Genomic DNA, 21,165 nt, shown 5'->3' with positions numbered 1-21,165 from the left:
TTCCCCGGCTCGCCCCCCCAACTTTCCCCCTTGATAGTGAAGCGCCGGACGAGGTGCTCACACCCGCGCCACCGCTTCCCCCGAACGGTGCGCAGGTGTTCCTACCCCCGAAGGAGCTACCCCATGAACACGATCTTCCGTAAGAGCATGCTGTCTGTTGCTGGCCTCGCGTTCGCCGGTGGTGTCTTCGCCGGCCCGATCGCCGCCCACGCCAACCCCGTCGACGCCAAGCCCGTCGCGGCCGTGCAGACGGTGTCGAAGCCGCAGGGCGACCAGTCCCACGTCGGCCTGAACGACGAGCAGACCGCCAACGCCAAGGCGATCATCGCCGCCACGAAGAAGGCCGGCCTGCCCGAGCGGGCCGCGGTCATCTCGATCGCGACGAGCCTGCAGGAGTCGAAGCTGGAGAACCTCGGCCACCTCGGCGATATGAACGACCATGACTCGCTGGGCCTGTTCCAGCAGCGCCCCTCCTCCGGTTGGGGCACCCCGGAGCAGATCACCGACCCCGCCTACTCCACGACCGCGTTCCTCAAGGGCCTCAAGCAGGTCGACGGGTGGCAGGACATGCCCCTGACCGACGCCGCGCAGACCGTGCAGGTCTCGGCCTACCCGGACGCCTACGCGCAGTGGGAGCAGCAGGCCACCGACCTGGTTGGCCAGTACTGGAACAGCTGACCCACCGCACGACCCGACCGATGGCCGGCACCCGAGAACGGGTGCCGGCCATCGGCATGCCCAGCCCCGGCTCGGGTCAGAACAGGACGGTGGCGAGCGTGCCGACCGGTTGGAAGCCGCAGCGCTCGTACACCCGACGGGCCGGCAGGTTGAAGTCGTTGACGTACAGGCTGACCGTGGGGGCGACCCGGAGCAGCGCGTCGCGTACGACGGCGGCCATCGCGGCGGCGGCGATGCCGCGGCCCCGCCACTCCGGCGCGACCCAGACGCCCTGGACCTGGGCGGTCCGTTTGGTCACCACGGCCAGCTCGGCCTTGAACACGACCTTGCCGTCGACGAACCGGGCGTACGCGCGGCCGGCGCGGACCAGGTCGTTGACCCTGCGGCGGTAACTGCGGCCGGCGTCCTCGGCGAGCGGGGAGACACCGACCTCCTCGGTATACATGGCGACCGCCGCCGGAAAGAGCCGGTCGACCTCGCCGGAGCGGACGCGGCGTACCTCCGGATCGGCCGGTACGGCCGGCAGCGCGTCGGTGGCCAGCAGCGGCTGGTTGGGGCGGACGTCGCGGGCCGGACCCCACGTGTCGGAGAGCCGGTCCCAGAGGCCGAGGACGGCGTCGGCGCGGCCGACGATGGAGGAGCAGAGCCGCTCCTCCCCCGCGAGCAGGTCAGCGAAGGCGGACACGGCGGCGTCGGTGGCGAGCACCGGCGTCAGGTTGCCACCGAGCCAGCACAGCGATTCGAGGTTGCGCCGGGCGCCGTACCCCAGGATCCGCCCGTCGGCCCGCCACCAGGAGAGCCCGCGCGCGGCGATGCGCTCCGCGACCTGCGCGCCCGCGAACGGGTCACGGTCGAGCAGGCGCTCGACCGCGCGGCGCTCCGATTCCCCCAGTTGCCGTACCGGCACCGTCAGCACGACTACCAGCCTGCCAGATCGACCCCCCGCCCCGCCGGCCGAGTGGCGAGCCCGCCGTCAGACGGTCAGCGGCTCGGCGACCGGGCTGGTCGGACGGGTCCGGCCGGCCCACCGGACGACCGGGGGCACCAGGGCACCAAGCAGGAGGAACAGCCCACCCAGCGCGAGCCATCCCGGTACGCCCCAACCGAGGGCGAGGCTGGTCACCACGACGGGCGCGAGCATCTTGCCCAGCTCGTAACCCATGCCGTACGTCCCCTGGTACTGCCCCTGCGCGTCGGCGGGCGCCAGCCCGAAGGAGATCCCCCATCCGGCGGCGGAGTGCCACAGCTCCCCGATCACGTGCGCCAGCGACCCGCAGCAGAGCAGGCCGATGGCGCCCGGTGTGGGCAGCGCGCCGCTGGCGGCGAACAGTACGCAGGCCAGCGCGATGACGACCCCCGCCCGGCGGGACGCGCGGGCGGCCCCGGGCAGGGTGACGGCGCTGCGGGCCGCGCGTACCTGCAGGAGCACCACCAGCGCGGTGTTGACCAACGTCAACACCGAGATCATCCAGGCCGGTGCGGTGGTGTGCCCGGCGATCCACAACGGCAGAGCGAGGGTGAGCAGGCTGAAGTGCATGGACATCAGCCCGTCCAGCAGGGTGAAGGCGAGGAACGGGCGGTCCCGTAGGGCGACCAGCCGGGGTCCTCGCGTCGGGGCGGCGACGGGTGCGACGGTGGGCAGCCGGACGGAGATCGCCGCTGCGGCCAGCGACGCCGCCGCCGTGGTGAGGATCAGCGCGAGGTAGCCGGCGCGGGTGTCGGCGGCGATGGCGAAGCCGCCCAGGACGGCGCCGACGGAGATCCCGACGTTCGTCGTGGCCCGCAGGTAGGCGCGGGTGTGCACCCGCTGGTCGGCCGGGATCGCGCCGGCGATGAGCGCTCCCCGGGCGCCGCGGTCGACCGCGTCGGCGAGCGCCGTGGCGGCGCCGACCAGCAGGAAGGCGGGGAACGACCGGACGGTGGTCAGCCCAGCGGTCAGGACGCCGGCCGCGATCAGCCCGCCGACCTGTGCGCCGCGCGGGCCGACGCGGTCAGCCAGGTAGCCGCTCGGCGCGCTCGCGAGCACGCCGACGAGCGCCGAGATGGTCAGGCCGACACCGACCTGGGTGGCCGAGAGGCCGACCGAGCGGGTGAGGAAGAGCGCGCTGGCGACCAGCCACAGGCCCCGCCCGACGGTCTTGACCAGGGTGCCGAGGGTGAGGATCCGGGCCGGGCCGGGCGGTGGGAGCAGGCGCATGCCCGACACCTTAGCAAGACGTACGTACGGTTTGTAAATACCGGAGCTTGTCGGCGATGCATTGCCGATATATCGTTGATGCATCAGCGACAGTACGCAGAGAGGAAGGACCTGATGAGGTTCCATCGACAGCACCACCCGATGCACGAGGCCCGGATGCGGGGCTTCGGCTTCCCGCCGGTCCCGCCCGGCCCGCACGGCCACGGCCACGAACACGGCGGGCCCTGGGGCGGACGCGGTCGCGGACGGGGTAGGGGTCGACGCCCCAACGTCCGTGGCGCTGTGTTGGCCCTGCTCACCGAGCGGCCGATGCACGGCTACGAGATGATCCAGGAGATCGACTCCCGCACCGGCGGTGCGTGGCGGCCGAGCCCGGGGTCGATCTACCCCACCCTCCAGCTGCTCGAGGACGAGGGTGTGATCGCCGCCAGCACCGAGGAGTCCAGCGGTGGGCGCAAGCGGTTCACGGTCACCGAGGCCGGGCAGGCGGAGGCCACCGCGGCAGCGCAGACCCCGGCGTGGGCGGACGTCGCCCAGGGCACCGTGAGCAGTTGGCACGACATCCGCGACTCCGGCGCGCAGGCGATGAACGCCCTGCGCCAGGTGATGATGAACGGCACCGACGACCAGCGTGAGCGGGCCGCCCAGGTGCTCGACGAGACCCGGCGCAAGCTGTACGCGATCCTCGCCGAATCCGAGTGACGCGCGGCAGCACCACGCCGGGCACCCACGACAGCGGCAGCACCACGCCAAAGACCACGAAAGCGGCCGTCTCCCGATGGGGAGGCGGCCGCTTTCTCCGTGCGACGGTCAGTGCACGGTGACGGTCGGGCCGGTGACCAGCCCGCGCAGCTCCTCGGGAAGCTCGGCGCCCATCTCGTCGGCGATCCGCAGCGCCTCCTCGATCAGCGTCTCCACGATCTGCGCCTCGGGGACCGTCTTGACGACCTGCCCCTTGACGAAGATCTGGCCCTTGCCGTTTCCGGAGGCGACGCCCAGGTCGGCTTCGCGGGCCTCGCCCGGACCGTTGACGACGCAGCCCATGACGGCCACCCGCAGCGGCACCGGCAGCCCTTCCAGACCGGCGGTGACCTCCTCGGCGAGCTTGTAGACATCCACCTGGGCGCGGCCGCAGGACGGGCAGGAGACGATCTCCAGGCCGCGCTCGCGCAGACCCAGCGACTCCAGGATCTGGTTGCCGACCTTGATCTCCTCGACCGGCGGGGCGGACAGCGACACCCGGATGGTGTCGCCGATCCCCTCGGCGAGCAGGGCGCCGAAGGCGACAGCCGACTTGATGGTCCCCTGGAAGGCCGGGCCGGCCTCGGTGACGCCCAGGTGCAGCGGGTAGTCGCACTGCTCGGCGAGCTGCCGGTACGCCCGGATCATCACGACCGGGTCGTTGTGCTTGACCGAGATCTTGATGTCGCGGAAGCCGTGCTCCTCGAACAGCGAGCACTCCCACAGCGCCGACTCGACGAGCGCCTCGGCGGTGGCCTTGCCGTACTTGGACAGCAGCCGCTTGTCCAGCGAGCCGGCGTTGACGCCGATCCGGATCGGCACGCCCGCGTCGCCGGCGGCCCTGGCGATCTCCTTGACCTTGTCGTCGAACTGGCGGATGTTGCCCGGGTTGACCCGGACGGCCGCGCAGCCGGCGTCGATGGCGGCGAAGACGTACTTGGGCTGGAAGTGGATGTCGGCGATCACCGGGATCTGCGACTTCTTGGCGATCGCGGGCAGGGCCTCGACGTCGTCCTGGGACGGCACCGCCACCCGGACGATCTGGCAGCCGGACGCGGTCAGCTCGGCGATCTGCTGGAGCGTGGCGTTGACGTCGGAGGTGAGGGTGGTGGTCATCGACTGCACGGACACCGGCGCACCCCCACCGACCGGCACCGAACCGACCATGATCTGGCGGCTGGCCCGGCGGGGAGCGAGCGGCGGGGGCGGTACGGCAGGCATACCGAGACTGATTGCGGTCACTTCAGCACTCACCTTGGGAAGAGCGTGATCGGGTTGACGACGTCAGCGGTGATGGTCAGCAGCGTGAACACGCCACCGATCAGGATCACCACGTACGTGAAGGGCATCAGCTTGAGGTAGTCGACCCGCCCGGGGTCGGCGCGGCCGATCTTCGCGTACAGCCAGGAGCGTGCCCGTTCGAACCAGGCGATGGCGATGTGGCCGCCGTCGAGTGGGAGCAGCGGCAGCAGGTTGAACACGCCGATGAAGAAGTTCAGCGAGATGAACAGCGTCACGAACAGCAGCCACGCCTTGTTGGCGAACGCCTCACCACCGAGGCGGCTGGCGCCGACGACGCTGATCGGGGTGTCGACGTCCCGTTCGCCGCCGGTGATGGCGGTCCACAGGGCGGGCACCTTCTGCGGCAGGCGCTGCAACGCCTGGACGGTGCCGACGGCCAGCTCACGGGTGAAGTCGGCGGTGGCGCCGAACGCCTCGCCCGGCCCGTACGTCAGGCGGGTCGGGGTGGTGGGCACGAGGCCGACACCGAGTGCGGCGACGGGGGCGACGGCGCCCTTCGGGTCGTCGAGCGGCGGCCGCTGGGTCTGCGCGAGCACCGTGCTGGTCTTGCCCGGCTGCCCGTCGCGGACGTAGTCGAGCTTCGCGGTGTCGCCGGGCTTGAGCCCGCGCAGGGCGACGAGCAGTTCGCCGTAGTTGTTGATCGGCGTGCCGTTGACCGAGGTGATCCGGTCGCCGTCGCGCAACTGCGCCTGGGCGGCGGGGCTGGCGGCGTCGCCGGGGGCGCAGGCCCGCGGGGCGCTGTCGGGGATCACGCAGTCGGACAGCGCGATCACCGCCGGCTCCTGGCGGATCTGGGCGTCGGTGGTGGGGAAGTTCTGGTTGGGCAGGCCCAGGGTGACGGCGGCGATCCAGATGGCGATCAGCGCCAGCGCGAAGTGGGTGATCGAGCCCGCGGACATGACGATCGTCCGCTTCCAGACCGGGTAGCGCCACATCGCGCGCGGCTCGTCGGCCGGGTCGACGTCGTCGTCCTGCGCGGTCATCCCGACGATCTTGCAGAAGCCACCGAGCGGGATGCCCTTGATGCCGTACTCCGTCTCGCCCCGCTTGAACGACCAGAGGGTCGGGCCGAAGCCGACGAAGTACCTGGTGACCTTCATCCCGAATGCCTTGGCGGTCACCATGTGACCAGCCTCGTGCAGGCTCACCGAGACGAGAATTGCCAGGGCGAAGAGCGCCACCCCGAGCAGGTTAGCCATCAAGCTCCTTCCACCGAACCCGCGATGATCTCCTGCGCGTGCGCGCGTGCCCACGACTCGGCAGCGAGCACGTCCTCGACGGTACCTGGTTCGTCGAAGTCCGGAGCGTCCTCCAACACGCGTTCGAGGGTGTCGACGATGCCGAGGAACGGCAGTCGGCCCGCTACGAACGCCGCCACGCACTCCTCGTTCGCCGCGTTGTAGATCGCCGGCCGGCAGCGCCCGGCGACCCCGGCGGCCTTCGCGAGAGCGACGGCCGGGAACGCCTCGTCGTCGAGCGGCGCGAACTCCCAGGTGTGCGCGGTCGTCCAGTCGACGGCGGTGGCGGCCTCGGGCACCCGGTCCGGCCAGCCGATGCCGAGCGCGATGGGCAGGCGCATGTCGGGTGGGCTGGCCTGGGCGATCGTCGACCCGTCGACGAACTCGACCATCGAGTGGATCACCGACTGCGGGTGCACCATCACTGTGATGTCGGCGTACGGCACGTCGAACAGCTCGTGCGCCTCGATCACCTCAAGCGCCTTGTTGACCATGGTCGCCGAGTTGATCGTGACGACCGGCCCCATGTTCCAGGTCGGGTGTGCGAGGGCCTGCTCGGGTGTGACCTGCGTCAACTCGTCGCGCCGCCGACCCCGGAACGGTCCGCCGCTGGCCGTGACGACCAGCCGGCGTACCTCGCCGCGCGACCCGGACAGCAGACACTGCGCCAACGCCGAATGCTCCGAGTCGACAGGCACGATCTGCCCCGGCCGCGTCACCGCGGCCTTGACCAGCGGGCCGCCGGCCACGAGGGACTCCTTGTTGGCCAACGCGAGGGTACGACCACCGCGCAGCGCGGCAAGCGTAGGAGCGAGGCCCAGCGAGCCCACCACCCCGTTGAGCACGACGTCGCACGGCCACTGCGCCAGCTCGGTCATCGCGTCCGGGCCGGCCACGATCTTGGGAAGCTTGAAGTCGCCGGTGGCCCAGCCGCGCCGGCTCGCCTCGGCGTAGAACGCGAGTTGGAGGTCCTGCGCGGCGGACGCCTTGGCCACCCCGACCGCCTCGACGCCCAACTCCAGGGCCTGCGCGGCGAGCAGCTCGACGTTGCCGCCGCCCGCACCCACCGCCACCACCCGGAACCGGTCCGGGTTGCGCCGAACGATGTCGATGGCCTGTGTGCCGATCGAACCGGTGGACCCGAGCAGAACGAGGTCGCGGGGGGAAGTCACCCGACCATTCTTCCCCACCACCGCTGTACGCCCGCTGGGAGCCTCAGCCCTCCCCGCCCGGCTCCTCCTCGTCCAGCAACTCGGCCGGGTCGATCGAGAACTCGAACGGCTCCCGCATCGCGAACGTGCTCCCCGCCGCAGCGGCGGCCAACGGCCGGTACTCCCCGTCGGCCAGCTCGAACAGGGCCATGGTCGGTACCCGGTTGCGTAGGTCCACGCGGAGGAAGAACGGCACCCCGACGGCGGCGTACTCGCGGGGCCGGTCGATCACGTCCTTAACCCGGTTACCCGGCGAAACGATCTCCCCGAGCAGCACCGCGTGGGCAACGTCCATCGTCGTCCGCCCGCCGCCGGGAACCTTCAGCACCGCGATCTCCGGAATGAACAGGTCGTCATCCGAGACCACGTTCACATCGTGATAGAGCCACAGCCCTGCTCGGCGAGCGGCCTGCTTCAACAGGTAGCCAAGTTCCCGTTGAGCCGTCCGCCGGTCGAGGCACGCAGAGGGCGTGACGACGACGCACCCGTGCAGTACCTCCACCCGCGGGCCATTGTTCTCGGGTAGAAGATCAAGCGCTGCCCTGGCCGTCCAGCCGTCGACGCGCCAGCCCAACTCGTCGAACGACTTCGAGGGCATGTCGCAAGGCTGCCAGGGCTCGGCCCAGAGCAACGCACAATGGGTCCGGCGTTCCCCAGGTCACCGCTGCTCGCGCATGGGCTCTGTCAGACCGTAGGCTGAGGCTGCTCGCCCCGAAAGGACCACACATGTCTGATCTTGACCATACTCCCGAGCAAGCCGCCCGCGAGGCCGGACTCCGCGAGGTCTCCGAGGCCCTCCTCAACATCGAGCAGGCCATCAAGCGGACGGAGCGGGCAAAGCGGACCGCTGCCATGACGGTCGGCTGCGACGACCTGGCCCGGATGCTCGACACTGCCGCCCGCAACTTGGAAATCGCCCGCAAGGACCTGTTTCAGGGTGCCTACTTCTCTGCGGATTCACCTAAGCTCTTCTGACCATGCGCAGTGGTGAGCAGATCCGGTCGGCACTGGTCAAGTTCGTCGGACGGTGGCAGACCTACGCCGGCACGGAGCGCTCAGAGGCGCAGACCTTCCTGAACGAGTTGTTCGAGTGCTACGGCCGCAACCGTAAGGACGCTGGTGCCCTCTTCGAGGACGCGCACTCGTCTACCGGGATCATGGATCTACACCTCCCTGGCCTGCTCATCGTCGAGATGAAGGCCCCGAAGGAGACGACGCGCCTCGATCAGCACCGCAAGCAGGCCCTCGATTACTGGCACAACTCGGCCGACGTGAGTGTTGGACGACCGGCACCGCAGTTCGTGGTGCTGTGTTCGTTCCATCGCTTCGAGATCTGGGAGCCGGGTCAGTATCCGAACGCTCCGCTGATGGCTTTCGACCTCACCGAGCTGCCCGACCGGTACGAGTCGCTGATGGTGCTCGCCGGGGACGAACCGGTGTTCCACCACAGCAACCGGGAGCTGACGAAGGCCGCCGCGATCTCCGTGGCCAGGATCTACCAGGACCTCCTTGATCGAGAGGCAGCGCCACCCGAATCGATTCAGCGGTTCATCCTCCAGATGGTCTGGCTCTTCTTCGCCGAGGACTACGGCATGGTCGAGGGGCGGCCAACCGAACAAACTCTGCAGTTTCTCACCAAACATGGCGACACCTGGTCGTCCTACCTGATGCTCGGCGGCCTGTTCACCTCCCTCAACGACCCAAACGACCATGGTCGACAGGGCGTCCTCAAGGGCACCCAGTACGTTAACGGAGATCTCTTCAACCAGCCGGCCCTGGTGCACCTGACCACGGACGAGGCCCGCGAGTTGCTGCGGATTGCGGAGTACAACTGGAAGCAGGTCGATCCGACCATCTTCGGGTCGCTCATCGAGGGCTTCCTGAGCAGCGACCGGGGTGTCCTCGGCGCCCACTACACCCACGAGATCGACATTCTGAAGATCGTCCGTCCGACGATCGTCAAGCCGTGGCGAGCCCGAATCGATGCGGTGACCACCCCCGACGAGGGCATCGTCCTACTGGAGGAGCTGAGCCGGTTCCGGGTGCTCGACCCGGCATGTGGCTGCGGCAACTTCCTCTACGTGGCGTATCGTGAGCTGCGGCATCTCGAATACACGCTGAAAGCGCGAATCACCGAACTGGCCAAGTCCTCGGGTCTGCCCGTGCCGACCGGGCTGCCGTACTTCCCGCTGGCCAACATGCAGGGCATCGACATCGTGCCGATGGCGACCGCCGTGGCCCGGGTCACCCTGTGGATGGGCCACCGGCAGATGATCGAGAAGTACGGCGCGGCCGAGCCGCCGCTGCCGCTGGTCAGTCTCGGCTCGATCAGAACACAGGATGCGTTGCGGGCAGCCTGGCCGGAGACGGACTGCATCGTCGGCAATCCACCGTTCCTTGGCTCCCAGTACATGCGGGAAGCCCACGGTGACGACTACCTCAAGTGGCTCAGCAACACCTTCGGCGTCGGCATCAAGGACTTCTGTGTCTACTGGTTCCGCCGTGCTCACCAACACCTGAAGCCGGGGCAACGAGCCGGCTTGGTCGGGACCAACTCGATATCGCAGAACCGGGCCCGCTCCGCCAGCCTGGAGTACGTCACCGCCAACGGTGGCGTGATCACCGAAGCGGTCTCCAGCCAGACCTGGCCGGGCGAGGCCAAGGTCCACGTCAGCCTGGTCAACTGGGTCAAGTCACCGAGCGAGCCGCCGACTGAGTTCATCCTCGACAACGAGCCAGTCAGCGGCATCACCGCCGAGCTAAAGGTCCCGGGCTTCTCTACCGCCGAAGCCCTGCCCCTACTGGCCAACAAGGGTCGGTGCTTCCAAGGGCCGATACCGGTGGGTGACGGCTTCATCATCACGGAGCAGGAAGCGAGCCGCCTTCTCGCCGCGAAGGAAGCGACCTACCGCGACGTTGTTCGCCCCTACCTCGTTGGGGACGACATCGCCGACGAACCAACGCAGCGGCCCAGACGATGGGTCATCGACTTCGCGCAACGCCCCCTGGAAGCTGCGATGAAGTATCCGGCCGCTTTGCAGATCGTCCGGGAGCGCGTCAAGCCTCTACGTGACGGAAATAGCCGCAAGTCAAGGCGTGAGAAGTGGTGGCTTTTTGGGGAACAGGCCGTCGGAATGCGGGCAGCACTCGCCGGACTTCCGCGCTACATCGCTGCCGGACGGGTCGGCAAGCGGCTGCTGTTGACCTGGTGTGACCCGTGGACCTGCCCGAGCGATCTGGTCTACGTCTTCGCGTTCGACGATGACTATTCGATGGGCATGCTCTCGTCGTCGGCTCACAGCGCGTGGGCCTGGTCCCAGTCCTCGACCTTCAAGCGTGATATCCGGTACACGCCTACTTCAGCGTTTCTGCCGTTCCCGTGGCCGTACCCCGTTACCGACGAGCAGCGGGAGCGGGTGGCGGAGGCGAGCCGACGAATGATCGCACGCCGGCAGGAGATCTGCGCCGAGCAGCAGTTCGGGTTGACCAGGCTTTACAATCTGGCGGACGAAGGCGCCTACACCGACCTCAGCAAGCTGCACCGCGAGCTGGATGAGGCGGTTGCTGCCTGTTACGGGTGGCCGAAGGCGATGGCCCAGGACAAGGATGAAATCGCTCAACGGCTGCTGTCGCTCAACGCCGAGATTGCCGTCGGCCAGCGTTCCTACGATCCGTTCGCCGCACGCGACGGCAAAGCGGTAGCCCAGCAGCTTGGCCTGCCGATGAGCTGATGCTCCGCGTGGGCCCCGGCAGATAACGCCCTAAATCCGGAGCCCATGTCGGCCGGCTCAGCGTGACGTGTCCAGCCGGCCCGATCGGGTCGCCACGACGAAGGCGGACCAGGCCGAATCGGTGAAGGTCAACGCCGGACCCTGCCGGTCCTTGCTGTCGCGTACGCCGACCGTCTCGGCGAACCCCGCCACCTCGACGCAGTTGCCCTCGCCGCCGGACCGGGTCGACGTGCGCCAGACTCCGTCACGCTCCATCGGTCATCTCCTTCGCTATCGCTGCGATCAGCTCACGGGATTCGTCGGCGCTGAGCGCCCGCTCGCCGAGGGAGCGCCACGCGTCCTCGTAGATCTCAATCTCGTGGGTCTTGTCAAGGTAGACCGCGCCGCACGGCCCGTCCATGTAGATCGTCGTCGGCTCCGGCTCGCGCACGTCGGTGGGAAAGTCGAGCATGGTGAAGGTGCCGGCCTGCGCCCAGCGCACCAGCCCCGCATGGAACGGCAAGACCCGAATGCCGATGTTGTGCTGCTGCGACGACACCACCAGGGACTCCAGTTGCCGGGCCATCGCCGCGCGGTCGCGCAGCGGGCGGCGCAGCACCGCCTCGTTCAGGATGACGTCGAGGCGCGGAGCGCGCGGTATCGCCCGAGCCAGCAGCCGTTGGCGGCGAAGCCGCACGTCGACCTTGGCCTGACGCTGCGACTCGGCCATCTGCGGATGGTCGGTGGCGATCACCTCGGTCATGTACTCGACCGTCTGCAACAGACCGGGGACGAGGTTCGCTTCGTAGTGACGGATGCGGGTGGCGGCGGCTTCGAGGCCGACGTACAGCTTGAACCAGTCCTTGATCGCCTCGCCGTAGCTGTGCCACCAGCCGTGCGCCTTGGTCTCCCGGGCCAGCGCCCGCATCGTCTCGATCGTCTCCGGCGACGCGCCGTAGACGCGGCACATGGCCGCCACGTCGTTCGGGTGCATGGAGACCTGACCGGTCTCGTACCGCCAGATTCGGGGTGCCGACCATTCCAATTCCTTAGCCGCCGCCGTGACTGTCACATAGGCGTTTTCGCGAAGCTCTCTCAGGTATCTGCCGAGCTGCCTCCGCGGGACCGTGCTGCCGGAGTCGTCCACGTCATCTCCCTGGCTGTCGTCGTGTAAGACACCTCGCCCCTTGGTCTGGATTCTGCCGCGAAAGATTGCGTTGGGCCAGCAGTGAAACAACCATCGTGGACAGCCAGACAAACAGATCAGGTCGGTCACCGTCGTCAGCGCTATACCGCAGAGTCATATCTATGCCTCTGAGGTATAGCGCTCATCGAGAGGTCGCCGCCCGGATGGGAGAATCATGGGCTTTGTCGACGATCTACCGCTGCCGCCCTACGTCACCAGGGAGGACGTCGTGTTCGCGCTGCGAGCGGTCACCGTGCACGCCCCCGAGCGGCCCAACGGTGCGCGCTGCCGCAAGGACGGGGCAGCACACCCGTGCCGGCTGCACCGCTGGGGCCGTCGCGTCCTGGAGAAGCGCGGCCTGACCGATGAGCAGGTGCAGAGGTTGATCGCTGGAGGAACGGTGGCACTTCCATGACCGCGCCACGGTGGATCATCCACCTGCCGACCACGCTGACCAGCCTCGACGAGGTTACCGCCCTGGCCGTGGCGCTACGCGACTCGCTCGGGCACCTCTCCGTCGTCGACTTCGGCGAGACCACGCTCAGCGAGGAGGACGCGCAGTTTCTGCGTACCCGAGTGTTCTGTGACGCCTGGCTCGGCGGCGCCGGGCGCTGCCGGCGGCGCGATGCCCACGACGGACCCTGCGCCACGCTGTCCGGCACAGAGGTCGGGGTGCCCGCAGAGCGCGGACACCCCGACACGATCAGGGATTGATGACGAACTGCGAGCCCGGCTGAATGACGATGTTGCCGTCGGCCGAGTTGGTGATTGTCACGTTGGTGAGGTTGGCGTTGCCGCGCGCGCCGCTCATCGCGAGGATGCCGGCACCGTTGTTGGATTTGTCGATCCGCACGTTGGTGATGGCGACGTTCGGCATGTTGCCGCCGCCGTTCTTGAACTGGATGCCGTCGTACGTCGAGTCGACGATCTCGGTGTCCCGGATCGTGACGCCGACGATGTCCCTCGTGGCGGGGAAGAGCGTGATGGCACCGAACTCCTGGTCCTCGTTCCAGAAGGCGCCGCCGGTGCGGTAGAGCCCGTTGTTGGCGATCAGCGTCGTCCCGGAGAACGGCAGCGGGTCGTGGTCGGTCGCCAGCATGATGCCCGGGTAGTTCGCGGTGTCGTAGATCAGGTTGTTCTCGATCGAGTTGTCGTAGCCGCCGTAGATGGCGATGCCGTTCGCCCGCCAGGGCAGCTGGATGGTGTTGTTGACGAAGTGGTTGTCGTGCGCGATGTCGACGTTACGGTCCTTGACGTACGGGTTGGCCCAGACGGCGAGGGCGTCGTCGCCCGTGGTGCGGAACGACGAGTTGAACACCCGCGAGTTGCGCGTGCCGTTGCTGAAGTTGATGCCGTCGGCGTACGTGTCGCGGATCCGCATGCCGCTGAACTCCAGCCCGTCGGCCGGCCCCCACAGGTCGGGGATGTTGTCGTAGTCGCGGCCCACCCAGACGCCCACGTTGGCGTGCTCGATCCAGACGTTGCTGATCTTCGTGCCGGTGCCGAAGCGACCGTTCAGACCCACGCCGCCCTCGGCGTTGCCGTCACCGCCCCGGATCCGGCCCGAGCCGAAGATGGCGATGTCGGAGATCTGGGTGTTCTTGTCGATGTCGAAGCCGAAGTTGCCCTCGTGCGGGTGGTTGATGCCGCCCACCACGTTCTGCGGTTCGGTGAGCGTGTAGAGCTGCGAGTGCCACATGCCGGCGCCCCGGATGGTGACGTTGCTGATGCCGACCTGGTTGTGCGTACCCCGGTTCAGCGGGTCGTCGGTCAGGATCTTCTGCTCCTGCCGCCACTGCCCGGCGGGGATCCAGACGCAACCGATGACGCCGTTCTGGTCGTCGGTCACGGCCCGCTGGATGGCAGCGGTGTCGTCGAGTCCGTCGTTGGGGATCGCACCGTACGAGGTGATCGAGGTGCAACCGGCCGGTTGGCTCGCCGCCGGCGCCACCTGCTCCAGGTCGATCATGTCGATGACGTAAAACGAGGCGGTGTCACCGGCGTCGCGCTGCAACTTGAACCGGGTGCCGGCCGGGTACGACTGCGCCAGCAACGCGTTCGACTCGTCGAAGAGCCGTCGGGCGTCGGCCTGCGGGGTGTTGGTCAGCGCCTCCGGCCCGTCGGTGTTGCCGTAGAGCCAGCTGTGCTTCGACGACAGCGTCAGCTTCCGGGAGAAGACGTCGTTGACGTAGAGGCTGATTGTCGCCTCGATGCCGCCGCCACCGGGAGCGTCCGGAATGGAGTTACGCACCACGATCGAGTTCGCCTGGTTCGCCGAGGTGAACTCGACGAACTGGCCGGTGCTGGTGAGCCGTACCGACTTGCGGCCCGAGGACTCGCTGGCGAAGTTGGTGTGCCCGAAGGTACGCAGCGGGTCGGCCTCCAGCAGCGTGCCCTGGTAACGGCCGGCCTCCGCCTCGTAGGAGACGTACGGGACCGCCGCGCCGCGCCCGACCACTATCGACTGGCTGAAGGCGTTGTTTGTCTCGTTGGTCTCGGTGACCACGTTTGTAGCGTCGGCGGTGGTGGTGATGGTGGCGCCGCCGCTGGTGGCGGTCCAGCTACCGCTGACGGCCACGGTGACCGTCGCGCCAGCGGCGATGGAGGCGGTGCTGGTGTTGAGCGTGGTGCCGCCGACCACCAGCCGGGTGACTGTGGTCGCGCCGGTCGCGGTGGTGCCCCGGTTGCGGACCGTCACGGTGAAGGTGACCGACGCCCCGACGGCCGGGTTCGGCGGGTTCGAGGCGATGCTGAGCACCTGGAGATCCGGGCCCGGGGCCTGCGCCACCACCAGCGGCGACGGCGCCGTGAGGCTGTTGTTGCCGTTGTTCTGCTCGACGATCGTGTTCGCCGGGTCGACCACCGCCGAGACGGCGTAGCTGCCCATCGGCCGCGTACCGGCGTTGAACGAGACGGTGGTCGACGCTCCCGCGGCGAGCGCGCCCACCGTGGCGCTGCCGACGACCGCGCCGGCCAGGCTGAAGTTCACGGTGGTCGCGGCGGCAGACGCCGAGCCGATGTTCTGCACCACGGCCGAGAGCGTGACCGGGCTGACCTCGCTGGGCGACGTGGGTGACCAGGTCACCGAGCCGACCACCAGGTCCGGGTTGGGCGCCGGGGTGCCGCACACCTCAAGCTCGGCGACCTGGCCGGACGGGGCGCCGGTGTTGCCGGTGAACCGCAACTGCACGTCCGCGGTGGTCGCGCTGACCGGGATGGTCACCAGGTTGGAGCCCTGGACGAACTGGTAGCTGGCCGCCGACACCAGACTGGTGTACGAGGACGAGGCCTGGTCGCGGCCGAGGACCTGGATGGTCTGGGTACGGGTGCCCCAGGCCGGGTCCGGGTTCAGCCGGACGGTGACCGAGGAGATGGAGTGGTTCGCGCCCAGCGCCACGGTCAGGTTCTGCGGGTAGCTCGCCGCGCCCTCCCAGTAGGTGGCGAGCTGCCCGTCGTTCGCCTTGTCCGGGGTGAAGGTGAAGGTGGAGCCGGTCGCCGTCATGCTCTTGCCCTGCGCCACGTTCGTGCAGGCGGGCGGGTTGCTGCCTGTCCGGGTGACGGTGTTGCTGTTGCCGGACAGGTTGCCGGCGCCGTCGCGGGCGCGGACGTAGTACGACACGGTGGCCGTGGCCGGCTGGCTGTCCTGGTACGTGAGGACGGTGCCCAGGGTCGCGATCAGGCTGCCGCCACGGTAGACGTTGTAGCCGGCGAGACCGCTGCCACCGGAGTCGGTGGAGGCGCCCCAGGTGAGCGTGACCGTGCTGCCCGACGTGCTGTGCGACAGCGTCCCCGGCACGCTCGGCGCGGTGGTGTCGGGGGTGGTGCCGCCGCTGCCGTACACCTCCAGCTCGGAGAGCTGCCCGGCCGGCCAGCCGCTGTTGGCGGTGATGGTGATCCGGACGTAGCGGGTGGCGGTCGCGCTGAAGTTGATCGTGACGCTGCTGCCGCTCGCCGGGTTGAAGGTGTAGGTCTGCGACCCGACCAGGTCGGTGAATGACGAGCCGTTGGCGCTGCCTCGCACGCTCAACGTCTGCGTCCGGGTGGCCCAGCCCGAGGTCGGCAGCTTCAGGACGACCTGGTTGACGGACTGCGACGAGCCGAGATCGACCTGCACCCACTGCGGGAACGAGTTGTTGACGCTCTCCCAGTAGCTGCCCGCGTTGCCGTCGACGACCTTCGACGAGTCGTAGACGTCGGCGTGGCCGCTCTCCTGGGTGGGGCGGCCCTGGGCGAGGTTGGTGGCGGCCGGCGCGAAGGCGCCGCTCGACGCGGCGGTCGTGTCGGCGGGGCGGGCAGCGGCGGCCGGGTTCGCGGCGGCCGTCGAGCCTGCCGTGGCGATCATCGTGGCCGCGATTGTCGCCGCCACCCTCCTGAACAGATTCGTTCGTCTCATCACTGTCCTGTCGTTGGGGACGGTAGCCGTGGGCGGCGTGACCACGGGGTGGGGTGTGAGGCGGTACGGAGGCAGGCAAGACCAGACCGCCGAGTCTTCCGAGCGTATGCACGGAATCAGGCACGTCTTTGTCGAAATCTTGCATGACTTTGGCCAAAGGTTACTGACGTGCTACGGGAGCGTCAACACTTCGACCATCGTGACTATCGACGGCGGTCTCTGCGATCGACTCGGCGTCGCGCGAACCCGGCATCGCGGCCCGCGGGTGGGGGCCGACCGCCGTCGCGAGCGACATACCGCAGAGTCATCAATATGACCCGGAGGTATGTCGCTCCTCAGGGCGCAGGGGGGCGCGCCATCCGCGACGCCACGAGAGTGCCGGAACGATCAGGCGCCCGGCGCCACCAGGACGAACGTCTCCGGGTCCTCGCCGCAGTCGCGCAGGATGAGGCGTTCGGTGGTGAGAACAGCCATGACCAGCGAGCTTGAGGAGTGACGGACACGGCGGCGGGGAAAGAGATCACGATGGGCAGCGGATGGCAGCGGGCGAAGCGGATCACCAGCGCCGCGTTCCGTCCGGTGCGGGGACGGGACCTGTCGCTGCACGCCGCCGCGATCACCTTCTACGGGGCGATCGCGATCGTGCCGGTGGCGCTGCTCGCCATCTGGCTCACCTCGCTGGTCGCGGGAGCCGATCGGGTACGCCGACTCACCTCGTACGCCGTGGAGGCGCTGCCCACCGCGATCGGCGCGCCCCGGGCGGTGGACGCGCTCGTCAACGCCGGGGTGGAATTGACGCCGCTGCTGGCGCTGGCCTCGCTGCTGCCCGCGTCGCTGTACGGCGAGGGCCTGCGCCGGGCGTTCGTGTCGGTGGCGGCACCCCGCACCGACGAGCACCTGGTGGGTTGGCGAGGCCGGCTTCTGCTGCTGCCGCTGCTCGCGCCGGCCCCCGCGCTGCTGCTGTCCATCCTGCTGGCCCTGCCCCTGACCACCCGGCTGGTCCGCCAGGGCGGCTGGGTGGGCGTGCTGGGCGTGGTGCTGTCGTTCCTGGCGGTGTGGCTGGTGCTCACGCCGGTGCTGGTGTGGGTGTTCCGGGTGGTCGGGCCGGCGTCGCCGGACTGGCTCTCCACCCTCGGGATCGGGTCGTTCACCGCGGCGAACCTCTCCGGCTTCCTGCACGGCTTCGTGCTCTTCGCCTCGCTCCCCCTGGACCTGGGGGTGCCGTTCGGCGGCTTCGACGAGATCGGCGGGGGCGTCGCCGTGCTCCTGTGGCTCTACCTGTTCCACGTGATCGTCCTGGCCGGCTACTCCGCCACCCTCGCCCTCTCCCGCTGGCGCGCCCAACGCGCCCCGGCCACGCCCTGATCAAGAGGCGGTCGCTGGGAACCGCTAGCGGCGGAAGGGGCCGTGGATCTCGTACGTGATGCCGTTGGAGCCGGTGCGGTCGCCGCTGGGGCCGCGCTGGGAGGAGAAGTAGAGGCGGGAGCCGTCCGGGGAGAACGCCGGGCCGGTGATCTCCGAGGATGACTGCCCCTGGATCCGCACGATCGGCGCGACCACACCGGCCGGGGTGATCACGTTGATCTCCATGTTCCCGCCGTCCTCGGCCACGTAGAGATCACCTGCGGCGGTGCCGGTGATGTTGTCCACGCCGGTCAGCGGCGCCGTCCCGGCCGGCACCAGCGAGTCGTCGTACGCCAGGTCGAGACGCTGGTTGAGCGCGTCGTACGCCCAGACCCGGTTGTCGCCCTTGGTGGTGAACCAGCAGGTGCCGCGGTCGTACCAGCAGCCCTCGCCACCGTCGAAGTGCTTCGCGGCACCCACCTGGAACCGGGTGGGGATCGGGAAGCCGTCCCGGTCCGGAATGTCCCGCCAGGTGACCGGCCCGGCCACCTGGTCCGCCGGGGCGCACAGCACCTGCACCCGTCCGGTCCGCAGGTCACCCCAGGTGTCCGGGACGAAGCGGTAGAAGCAGCCGTCCTCCTCGTCCTCGGTCAGGTAGACCACCTGCCGGTCCGGGTCGCAGGCCGCCGCCTCGTGGGTGAACCGGCCCATCCGGGTCCGCTCCTCGGCCGACCGGCTGCCGTCCGGCCAGGTCTCGAAGACCCGACCGAGGGGCACCTCCTCACAGGAGAGCCACGTGCCCCACGGGGTCGCGCCACCGGCGCAGTTGATGTTGGTGCCACCGAGGATCCGGTACGCCGAGACGACCGACCCGTCCGCCGCGAAACGGACCGCCGACGCGCCGCCGATGATCGGGACCTCCGAGTTCGACACGTAGATCCAACCGTCGCCGGCGGGGAAACACGCGCCGCCGTCCGGAGCCCAGTGCCAGAGGTACGAGGTGCCGGCGACCCGCTGGCCGGAACGGGCGATCACCCTGCTGGTGAATCCGGCCGGCAACTGGATGCCGTTGACGTCGGCGGCCAGCAGTTCCCCGTACGGGCCGGGGCCGGGCTGGGCGGGTGCGGCCAACGCGGCGCCGGCCCAGAGGCTGCCCGAGAAGGCTGCCGCGCCGGCGACGGCGGAACGCAGGACGGTACGACGGTCCATCGGTGAACCTCCCGGATTGCTCGATGTCCGAACCGACGGTAGGCCCCTGGGGCATTGATCGCAGCCACTGTCGGGTGAACGAACGGTGACCGGTCGGCGGGCGAGGGGCTGACCTGAGCGGCGGCGCGGACTAGGCTGCCGCGGCATGAGCAGTGAGATTCCGGCCCGCGCCGACGTCGTGATCGTCGGTGCCGGGCACAACGGCCTGGTCTCCGCCGTCCTGCTGGCCCGCGCCGGCCTGGACGTCCTCGTGCTGGAGGCGGCCGACGTGATCGGCGGCGCGACCCGCACCGAGAACCCGTTCCCGAAGGTGCCGGGGCTGCGCCACTCCACCGGCTCGTACCTGCTCGGGCTGATGCCCCCGGAGCTGCTCGCCACCCTCGACGTCCGCATTCCGGTGCTGCGCCGCGACCCGCACTACTTCCTGCCCACGCCGGGCGGCATCGGCTCGCCGTACCTGCTCTTCGGCAGCGACACCGCCGCCACCCGGGCGCAGCTCGCCGAGTTCTTCTCTCCCGCCGACGTGGCCGCCGACGACGCCATGCAGGCCGAGCTGGCCGCGCTGCGCGAGGACCTGGCTCCGGCCTGGCTGGCCGAGCCGTCGACCGTCAAGGAGACCGCCGAGCGGCACGTCCGCCCGGCGCTGCGCCAGGTCTTCGTCGACCTCGTGGAGGGCTCGGTGGCCGACTACCTGGCCCGGTTCGAGTTCCGCTCCGAGCTGCTGGTCAGCATGTACGCGGTCACCGACGGCCTGTCCGGGCTCAACGCCGGCCCGGACGACCCCGGCACCGGACACAACTTCCTCGTGCACAACATGTGCCGACTGCCCGGCTCGGGCGGCACCTGGATGATCGCCGAGGGCGGGATGGGCACCGTGTCGCGCACCTTCGCCGAGGCCGCGCGCGCCGCCGGGGCGACCATCCTGACCGGTACGCCGGTGAGCGCCGTGACGCTCGACGCCGGCACGGCCAGCGGAGTGGTGCTGGCCGACGGCCGGCAGGTCGCCGCCCGGGTGGTGCTCGGCGCGTGTGACCCGTACCGATTGATGGACCTGCTGCCCGACGGCGCGCTCCCCGCGCCGCTCGGCGAACGGATGGCGGCGGTCCGCCGCCCCGGCACCACCCTCAAGCTCAACCTGGCGCTCAGCGGGCTGCCCCGGTTCTCCTGCCTGCCGGCCGACACGCCGAGCCCGTTCGGCTCCACCATCCACCTGCTGCCCGGGTCCGCGTCGCTGGTCGGCGGGGCGGAGGCGTCCCCGATGACCGCGCTGCGCGCCATGTGGGCGGACGTGCAGGCCGGGCGGCTGCCGGCGGAGCCGACCATCGAGTGGTATTTGCACACCACCGTCGACCCGTCGCTCTCCGACGCCGCCGGGCACCACTCGTCGGCGCTGTTCGTCCAGTCCGTCCCCTACGAGCTGGCCGGCACGACCTGGGACGCCGAGCTGCCCGGCTACGTCGACCGGCTCATCGGGATCGTCGAGCGGTACGCCCCGGGCACCGCCGACCTGATCGCCGACGCGGTGCCCCTGCCGCCGCCCGGCATCGAAGAGCACTTCGGCATCACCGGCGGGCACATCCACCACGTCGACAACACCGTGTCGTTCACCGACCGGATGCCCTACGCGACAGGCATCGACGGCGTGTACGCGGGCAGCGCCGGCTGCCACCCGGCCGGCAGCGTGATCGGCGCCGCCGGCCACAACGCCGCCCGCCGCATCCTCACCGATCTAGGCCGCTGACCGGCCCTGTGTCGGGTGACCTCCGGCCGGCCGGAGGTCACCCGGGCCGCCGATCAGGTAGAAGCCGACCAGCAGGAGGTACGCGCACAGGCTGAGGATCGGGTCGACGAAGACGATGGCGAAGGCGACCAGGTACGTCTCCACCCGGGCAGCGTCCCGGGCCTTTTCCCGGCCGCGCCCGTACCGGTACTCGCTCTCCCGCTCGTCCGCCCCCG

At 69.6% G+C, this 21,165-nt stretch carries 18 protein-coding genes and 1 pseudogene; 8 read left to right on the top strand and 11 right to left on the bottom strand.

Features of this window, described 5'->3' with window-relative positions; all coding sequences use genetic code 11:
- Nucleotides 1-123: 123 nt before the first annotated feature.
- Nucleotides 124-678 (top strand): hypothetical protein, encoded by a 555-nt coding sequence (locus tag FHG89_RS23735; protein ID WP_139586624.1) that lies wholly within the window; start codon nt 124-126, stop codon nt 676-678.
- Nucleotides 679-754: 76 nt separating this feature from the next.
- Here the strand turns inward: FHG89_RS23735 and FHG89_RS23730 are convergent, their stop codons facing one another.
- Both FHG89_RS23730 and FHG89_RS23725 read right to left on the bottom strand, forming a co-directional pair.
- Nucleotides 755-1,594, bottom strand: a complete 840-nt coding sequence (locus FHG89_RS23730) for a GNAT family N-acetyltransferase (RefSeq protein WP_139586623.1) — start codon at nt 1,592-1,594, stop codon at nt 755-757.
- A 57-nt stretch (nt 1,595-1,651) separates the two neighbouring features.
- Nucleotides 1,652-2,875: an MFS transporter gene (locus FHG89_RS23725; protein ID WP_139586622.1), complete on the bottom strand. Its 1,224-nt coding sequence runs from the start codon at nt 2,873-2,875 to the stop codon at nt 1,652-1,654.
- Nucleotides 2,876-2,989: 114 nt separating this feature from the next.
- Here FHG89_RS23725 and FHG89_RS23720 point away from each other — a divergent pair, with 114 nt between their 5' ends.
- Nucleotides 2,990-3,577 carry a PadR family transcriptional regulator gene (locus FHG89_RS23720; RefSeq protein WP_139586621.1) on the top strand — a complete coding sequence of 196 codons (588 nt, stop codon included), beginning with the start codon at nt 2,990-2,992 and terminating at the stop codon, nt 3,575-3,577.
- 108 nt (nt 3,578-3,685) lie between these two features.
- Here FHG89_RS23720 and ispG read toward each other — a convergent pair whose 3' ends face one another.
- From ispG to FHG89_RS23700, 4 genes are read right to left on the bottom strand one after another with little or no spacing between them, the layout of a single operon-like run.
- A complete protein-coding gene (ispG, locus tag FHG89_RS23715; protein WP_130408231.1) occupies nt 3,686-4,858 on the bottom strand; it encodes a flavodoxin-dependent (E)-4-hydroxy-3-methylbut-2-enyl-diphosphate synthase in 1,173 nt (390 codons plus the stop codon).
- Nucleotides 4,859-4,866: 8 nt separating this feature from the next.
- Nucleotides 4,867-6,117 carry a M50 family metallopeptidase gene (locus FHG89_RS23710; protein ID WP_139586620.1) on the bottom strand — a complete coding sequence of 417 codons (1,251 nt, stop codon included), beginning with the start codon at nt 6,115-6,117 and terminating at the stop codon, nt 4,867-4,869.
- Complete coding sequence (gene dxr, locus FHG89_RS23705; protein WP_139586619.1) at nt 6,117-7,328, bottom strand: 1-deoxy-D-xylulose-5-phosphate reductoisomerase; 1,212 nt, start codon at nt 7,326-7,328, stop codon at nt 6,117-6,119. Before dxr ends, FHG89_RS23710 begins: the two co-directional genes overlap by 1 nt.
- Before the next feature lie 43 nt (nt 7,329-7,371).
- Complete coding sequence (locus FHG89_RS23700; protein WP_139586618.1) at nt 7,372-7,998, bottom strand: Uma2 family endonuclease; 627 nt, start codon at nt 7,996-7,998, stop codon at nt 7,372-7,374.
- Between the two features lie 95 nt (nt 7,999-8,093).
- Here FHG89_RS23700 and FHG89_RS23695 point away from each other — a divergent pair, with 95 nt between their 5' ends.
- On the top strand, nt 8,094-8,342 hold the full coding sequence (locus FHG89_RS23695; RefSeq protein WP_139586617.1) for a hypothetical protein: 249 nt from the start codon (nt 8,094-8,096) through the stop codon (nt 8,340-8,342).
- A 2-nt stretch (nt 8,343-8,344) separates the two neighbouring features.
- Nucleotides 8,345-11,098: a DNA methyltransferase gene (locus tag FHG89_RS23690; protein WP_139586616.1), complete on the top strand. Its 2,754-nt coding sequence runs from the start codon at nt 8,345-8,347 to the stop codon at nt 11,096-11,098.
- A gap of 57 nt (nt 11,099-11,155) precedes the next feature.
- Here FHG89_RS23690 and FHG89_RS23685 read toward each other — a convergent pair whose 3' ends face one another.
- Both FHG89_RS23685 and FHG89_RS23680 read right to left on the bottom strand, forming a co-directional pair.
- Entirely contained in the window at nt 11,156-11,353 is a 198-nt protein-coding gene (locus FHG89_RS23685) for a DUF397 domain-containing protein (RefSeq protein WP_139586615.1), read from the bottom strand.
- On the bottom strand, nt 11,343-12,224 hold the full coding sequence (locus FHG89_RS23680; protein ID WP_139586614.1) for a helix-turn-helix domain-containing protein: 882 nt from the start codon (nt 12,222-12,224) through the stop codon (nt 11,343-11,345). The genes FHG89_RS23685 and FHG89_RS23680 overlap by 11 nt, the downstream gene beginning before the upstream one ends.
- A gap of 214 nt (nt 12,225-12,438) precedes the next feature.
- Between FHG89_RS23680 and FHG89_RS23675 the strand changes: the two genes are divergently transcribed.
- The gene (locus FHG89_RS23675; RefSeq protein WP_139586613.1) at nt 12,439-12,678 is read left to right on the top strand and encodes a hypothetical protein; all 240 of its coding nucleotides are present in this window, start codon (nt 12,439-12,441) and stop codon (nt 12,676-12,678) included.
- Nucleotides 12,675-12,977, top strand: a complete 303-nt coding sequence (locus FHG89_RS23670) for a hypothetical protein (RefSeq protein ID WP_139586612.1) — start codon at nt 12,675-12,677, stop codon at nt 12,975-12,977. The genes FHG89_RS23675 and FHG89_RS23670 overlap by 4 nt, the downstream gene beginning before the upstream one ends.
- Here the strand turns inward: FHG89_RS23670 and FHG89_RS23665 are convergent.
- On the bottom strand, nt 12,967-16,656 hold the full coding sequence (locus FHG89_RS23665) for a CARDB domain-containing protein (protein WP_139586611.1): 3,690 nt from the start codon (nt 16,654-16,656) through the stop codon (nt 12,967-12,969). The two genes, FHG89_RS23670 and FHG89_RS23665, sit on opposite strands and share 11 nt — an antisense overlap.
- Nucleotides 16,657-17,181: 525 nt before the next feature.
- Here FHG89_RS23665 and FHG89_RS23660 point away from each other — a divergent pair.
- A complete protein-coding gene (locus FHG89_RS23660; RefSeq protein WP_139586610.1) occupies nt 17,182-18,021 on the top strand; it encodes a YhjD/YihY/BrkB family envelope integrity protein in 840 nt (279 codons plus the stop codon).
- Between the two features lie 24 nt (nt 18,022-18,045).
- Here FHG89_RS23660 and FHG89_RS23655 read toward each other — a convergent pair whose 3' ends face one another.
- On the bottom strand, nt 18,046-19,209 hold the full coding sequence (locus tag FHG89_RS23655) for an alkaline phosphatase PhoX (RefSeq protein ID WP_139586609.1): 1,164 nt from the start codon (nt 19,207-19,209) through the stop codon (nt 18,046-18,048).
- Nucleotides 19,210-19,354: 145 nt separating this feature from the next.
- On the opposite strand from FHG89_RS23655, the gene FHG89_RS23650 reads away from it, so the two are divergent.
- Complete coding sequence (locus FHG89_RS23650) at nt 19,355-20,950, top strand: phytoene desaturase family protein (protein ID WP_139586608.1); 1,596 nt, start codon at nt 19,355-19,357, stop codon at nt 20,948-20,950.
- Here the strand turns inward: FHG89_RS23650 and FHG89_RS33930 are convergent.
- Nucleotides 20,939-21,165 (bottom strand): annotated as a pseudogene (locus FHG89_RS33930) (hypothetical protein); the annotation flags it as partial. The gene FHG89_RS23650 and the pseudogene FHG89_RS33930 sit on opposite strands and share 12 nt — an antisense overlap.

Origin of the sequence: Micromonospora orduensis (genome assembly GCF_006228125.1) — a bacterium.
GTDB classification, from domain to species: domain Bacteria; phylum Actinomycetota; class Actinomycetes; order Mycobacteriales; family Micromonosporaceae; genus Micromonospora; species Micromonospora orduensis.
This window is presented reverse-complemented; position numbering and strand designations above follow the sequence as displayed.

Bases quoted from the DNA above. Each gene is read 5' to 3' on its own strand.
- FHG89_RS23735 (WP_139586624.1), top strand. From the start codon at position 124: ATGAACACGATCTTCCGTAAGAGCATGCTGTCTGTTGCTGGCCTCGCG.
- FHG89_RS23725 (WP_139586622.1), bottom strand. From the start codon at position 2,875: ATGCGCCTGCTCCCACCGCCCGGCCCGGCCCGGATCCTCACCCTCGGC.
- FHG89_RS23720 (WP_139586621.1), top strand. From the start codon at position 2,990: ATGAGGTTCCATCGACAGCACCACCCGATGCACGAGGCCCGGATGCGG.
- FHG89_RS23710 (WP_139586620.1), bottom strand. From the start codon at position 6,117: ATGGCTAACCTGCTCGGGGTGGCGCTCTTCGCCCTGGCAATTCTCGTC.
- FHG89_RS23695 (WP_139586617.1), top strand. From the start codon at position 8,094: ATGTCTGATCTTGACCATACTCCCGAGCAAGCCGCCCGCGAGGCCGGA.
- FHG89_RS23690 (WP_139586616.1), top strand. From the start codon at position 8,345: ATGCGCAGTGGTGAGCAGATCCGGTCGGCACTGGTCAAGTTCGTCGGA.
- FHG89_RS23685 (WP_139586615.1), bottom strand. From the start codon at position 11,353: ATGGAGCGTGACGGAGTCTGGCGCACGTCGACCCGGTCCGGCGGCGAG.
- FHG89_RS23675 (WP_139586613.1), top strand. From the start codon at position 12,439: ATGGGCTTTGTCGACGATCTACCGCTGCCGCCCTACGTCACCAGGGAG.
- FHG89_RS23670 (WP_139586612.1), top strand. From the start codon at position 12,675: ATGACCGCGCCACGGTGGATCATCCACCTGCCGACCACGCTGACCAGC.
- FHG89_RS23665 (WP_139586611.1), bottom strand. From the start codon at position 16,656: ATGAGACGAACGAATCTGTTCAGGAGGGTGGCGGCGACAATCGCGGCC.
- FHG89_RS23660 (WP_139586610.1), top strand. From the start codon at position 17,182: ATGGGCAGCGGATGGCAGCGGGCGAAGCGGATCACCAGCGCCGCGTTC.
- FHG89_RS23655 (WP_139586609.1), bottom strand. From the start codon at position 19,209: ATGGACCGTCGTACCGTCCTGCGTTCCGCCGTCGCCGGCGCGGCAGCC.
- FHG89_RS23650 (WP_139586608.1), top strand. From the start codon at position 19,355: ATGAGCAGTGAGATTCCGGCCCGCGCCGACGTCGTGATCGTCGGTGCC.